Source organism: Stenotrophomonas sp. 05L44_2, from assembly GCF_056665995.1.
Genome location: NZ_JBFTNR010000480.1, coordinates 1 through 3,311, shown reverse-complemented (window position 1 = coordinate 3,311; position 3,311 = coordinate 1). Strand labels below are relative to the sequence as shown.

Annotated in this window: 4 protein-coding genes; all 4 read left to right on the top strand. The window is 67.6% G+C overall.

What is annotated here, in order from left to right; translation table 11 throughout:
• On the top strand, nt 1–1,058 hold a 1,058-nt coding region (locus AC1VAN_RS16030), incomplete at its 5' end, for an NtaA/DmoA family FMN-dependent monooxygenase (protein WP_480986176.1).
• 103 nt (nt 1,059–1,161) lie between these two features.
• On the top strand, nt 1,162–2,319 hold the full coding sequence (locus tag AC1VAN_RS16025) for a M20 aminoacylase family protein (protein WP_442252005.1): 1,158 nt from the start codon (nt 1,162–1,164) through the stop codon (nt 2,317–2,319).
• Nucleotides 2,316–2,876, top strand: coding sequence for a GNAT family N-acetyltransferase (locus AC1VAN_RS16020; RefSeq protein WP_117310215.1), 561 nt, complete (start codon nt 2,316–2,318; stop codon nt 2,874–2,876). The genes AC1VAN_RS16025 and AC1VAN_RS16020 overlap by 4 nt, the downstream gene beginning before the upstream one ends.
• Nucleotides 2,873–3,311, top strand: a 439-nt coding sequence (locus tag AC1VAN_RS16015) for an ABC transporter permease subunit (protein ID WP_480986175.1), incomplete at its 3' end; no start/stop codon positions are given. The genes AC1VAN_RS16020 and AC1VAN_RS16015, both read left to right, overlap by 4 nt.

Below are 3,311 nucleotides of genomic sequence, written 5' to 3'. Positions count from 1 at the left end.
CGCTCTCCACCTCGTACAGCGATCCGTTCACCTTGGCGCGCCAGTTCGCCTCGCGGGATCTGCTCAGCGGTGGCCGTGCAGGGTGGAACGTGGTGACCTCGCCGCTGGAAGGCTCGGGACGAAACTACGGGCGTCCGCATCCGGAACACGCGCTGCGTTACCAGATTGCCGATGAGTACCTGGAGGTGGTGCAGGGCCTGTGGGATTCGTGGGATGACGATGCGTTCGTGCGTGACCGCGACAGCGGCACGTTCTTCGCGCCGGAGAAGTTCCGCCGCCTCGACCACAAGGGCCGCTTCTTCCAGGTGGAAGGCCCGCTCAACATCCAGCGCTCGCCGCAGGGGCAGCCGGTGATCTTCCAGGCCGGATCGTCGGACGATGGCATTGCGCTGGCCGGCAAGTACGCCGATGCAGTATTCACCCACGCGCCGTCGCTGGAGGAGACCCGCGCGTTTACCCAAAAGGTGAAGAACTCGGCGATCGCCCATGGCCGCAGCGCCGGTGACGTCAAGATCTTCCCGGGCATCGGCCCGATCGTTGGCCGTACGGCGGAAGACGCCGAGGCCAAGTACCAGGCGATTGCCGCGCTGGCCGGGCTGGACGATGCCCTGGCGTATCTCGGCCGCTTCTTCGACCACCATGATTTCAGCCAGTACGACCCGGATGCACCGTTCCCGGAGCTGGGTGACATCGGCGCCAATTCCTTCCGCTCCACCACCGACCGCATCAAGCAGGACGCGCGCGAGCAGGGCCTGAGCCTGCGCCAGGTGGCACTGCAGGCGGTGAGCCCGCGGCCGAACTTCATCGGCACGCCGGAACATGTGGCCGACGAACTGATCCGCTGGTTCGACGCCGGCGCCAGCGATGGCTTCATCCTCGGCTTCRCCGCGCAGCGCGAAGGCCTGGATGATTTCGTAACGCTGGTGCTGCCCCTGCTGGAAGCACGCGGTTACCACCGCAGTGCGCTGGAAGGACAGACCCTGCGCGACCACCTGGGCCTGCCACGCAAGGCAAGCCGTTACAGCACCGACGCCGAGCCGGCGCGGAAGGTGGGATAAGGCGATGAATGTCCTGCATCGGCCGTTGTTGGATGGGACCCCCGCCGGGCATGGCCCGGCGCTACTGGTCCCGGAAGCCCGGCGCGAGCCTGTGGCGGGTGTGTTGCCCGAGATCGCGGCACGTGCCGAACAGGCCATCGCGATCCGCCACGACCTGCACCAGCACCCGGAACTGGCCTTCGAAGAGCACCGCACCAGCGCCCGCGTGGCCGAGCTGCTGCAGCAATGGGGCTACGCGGTCAGCACCGGCATCGGTGGCACCGGCGTGGTCGGTACGCTGCAGCGCGGGCAGGGCCGTCGCCGGTTGGGTCTGCGCGCCGACATCGATGCGCTGCCGATCCATGAAGAATCCGGGCTGGCCTATGCCAGCCAGCGCGAAGGCCTGATGCACGCCTGCGGCCACGATGGACACACCGCCATCCTGCTCTCGGCTGCCCACTACCTTGCGCACCACGGGCGTTTCGATGGCACCTTGCAGCTGGTGTTCCAGCCGGCCGAGGAAACCGGCTCGGGTGCTTCGAAGATGATCGCCGATGGCCTGTTCGAACGCTTCCCGGTCGATGCCATCTATGGCCTGCACAACTGGCCGGGCGTGCCGGTGGGGCACTTCGGCTTCGTCGACGGACCGGCGATGGCCTCGGTGGACTGGGCGCGTCTGCGGGTGATCGGCAAGGGCGGCCACGGCGCCGAGCCGCAGGGCAGCGTCGATCCGATCCTGGCTGCCGCGCACATCATTACCGCGCTGCAGAGCGTGGTGTCGCGCAACGTCGATCCGCGGCAGATGGGCGTGGTCACCGTCGGTTCGATCCATGGTGGGAAGGCGGCCAATGTCATCCCCGATGTGGTGGAGCTGAAGCTGACCGTGCGCGCCTACCTGCCGGAGGTGCGCGATACGCTGCGCCGGCGGGTCACCGACATTGCCGAGCAGACCGCCGCTGCCTTCGGTGCGCGTGCCGAGATCGAATTCCCGCGTGGCTTCCCCAGCGTGATCAACCACCCCGAGCAGACAGCCTACATCCGCGAGGTGGCGATACAGGGGTTCGGTGCAGGGCAGGTGGTGGAGGCCTTCGCGCCGCGTACCGCCAGCGAGGACTTCGCCTTCCTGCTGCAGGCGCGGCCGGGCAGTTTCGTGTTCGTCGGCAACGGCGACAGCGCACCGCTGCACAGCCCGCGCTATGTGTTCAACGACGCGGCCATCGCCCCGGCGGCCAGCCTGTGGGCGCGTCTGGCCGAGCACTATCTGGTGGAGGACGTGGCATGAGCGTGCGGTACGACAACGATCGGTTCCTGTACACCTCGGTGGACGACCCGCTGGCGCGCCCGTTGTTCGATGGCCTGGAGCAGGAGTACGACCACCGCTATGCGGACGTGCGCCGGCGTATCGGTGGCAGTGCGCGCGAGGAACTGCAGCGCTATCCGGCCGAAGCCTTCGCTGCCCCGGTCGGTGCATTCGTGCTGCTGCTGCGCGACGGCGTGGCGATTTCCGGCGGCGCGTTCATGCCGCATCGCGATGAGGACACCGCCGAGTTCAAACGCATCTGGACGCTGCCTGGCCTGCGTCGGCAGGGCATCGCCCGGCGCGTGCTGCAGGAACTGGAAGACCAGGCTGCACGGCAGGGCTATCGGCGCGTGTTCCTGACCACCGGCTTCCGCCAGCCCGAGGCGGTCGGCCTGTACCTCAGCCACGGCTACACCGCGTTGTTCGATCTGCATGCGGACCCGGAAACCATCGCGCATCTGCCGTTCGAAAAACACCTGGTGCCACAGCCACAGGCGGGCGACGCAGCCGCCCTCGCACTGCATGGAGCGGCGGCATGAGTACGCCTTCCACTGCCATCGAGGGCATTGTCCGCCAGCCGGCCACGGCGCTGAAGATCGTGCCGGCGCGGCATCCGTTGCAGGTGATCGGCACGGTGTTGGCACTCGCGCTGATCCTGATCGGCCTGCAGTCGGTGCTGGGCAATCCGCGCTGGGGCTGGGGCACGTTCGCCGAGTGGTTCTTTGCCCGGCCGGTACTGGAAGGGTTGGGGCGAACGCTGCTGCTGACCGCACTCGGTACCGGCCTCGGCTTCGCGCTGGGCACCTTGCTGGCCTTGGCCCGGGTCTCCGGTTCACCGCTGTTGTCGGCAGTGTCGTGGGGCTACGTGTGGCTGTTTCGTTCGATTCCGCTGCTGGTGCTGTTGCTGCTGCTGAACAACCTGGGCTACCTGTACAGCACCATCGAACTGGGCGTTCCCTTCACCGGCATCAGCC

Bases quoted from the DNA above. Each gene is read 5' to 3' on its own strand.
- AC1VAN_RS16020 (WP_117310215.1), top strand. From the start codon at position 2,316: ATGAGCGTGCGGTACGACAACGATCGGTTCCTGTACACCTCGGTGGAC.